Origin of the sequence: Bacillus sp. SIMBA_008 (genome assembly GCF_046535495.1) — a bacterium.
GTDB lineage: Bacteria > Bacillota > Bacilli > Bacillales > Bacillaceae > Bacillus > Bacillus subtilis.
On record NZ_JAWRWL010001239.1, the window covers coordinates 1 to 237 of the forward strand.

A 237-nucleotide genomic window follows, 5' to 3' on the forward strand; every position below is an offset into this window, starting at 1 on the left:
TATTCGGCAGCTGAACGACAACGCGGTCTTCCTTTTGAATTCCGAGCTTAGGCAGCCCCGCCGCTAAACGATCGGCCCTTTCATCTAATTCTTTGTAGGTCCAATGTACATCTTTACACGTCACGGCAGTTTGATTTCCGTATAAAGCCGCGCGCTCTTTCAGCATTCCTCCGAACGTCTCACCCTTCCAGCAGCCGTCTTTTCGGTATTTTTCAGCCCATTCTTCCGGCCATGGCG

At 51.5% G+C, this 237-nt stretch carries 1 protein-coding gene; it reads right to left on the reverse strand.

Annotated features, from left to right (window positions below; genetic code table 11):
* Nucleotides 1-237 (reverse strand): AMP-binding protein (locus tag SB658_RS27395; protein ID WP_410603703.1); only part of this gene is annotated, 237 nt, incomplete at both ends.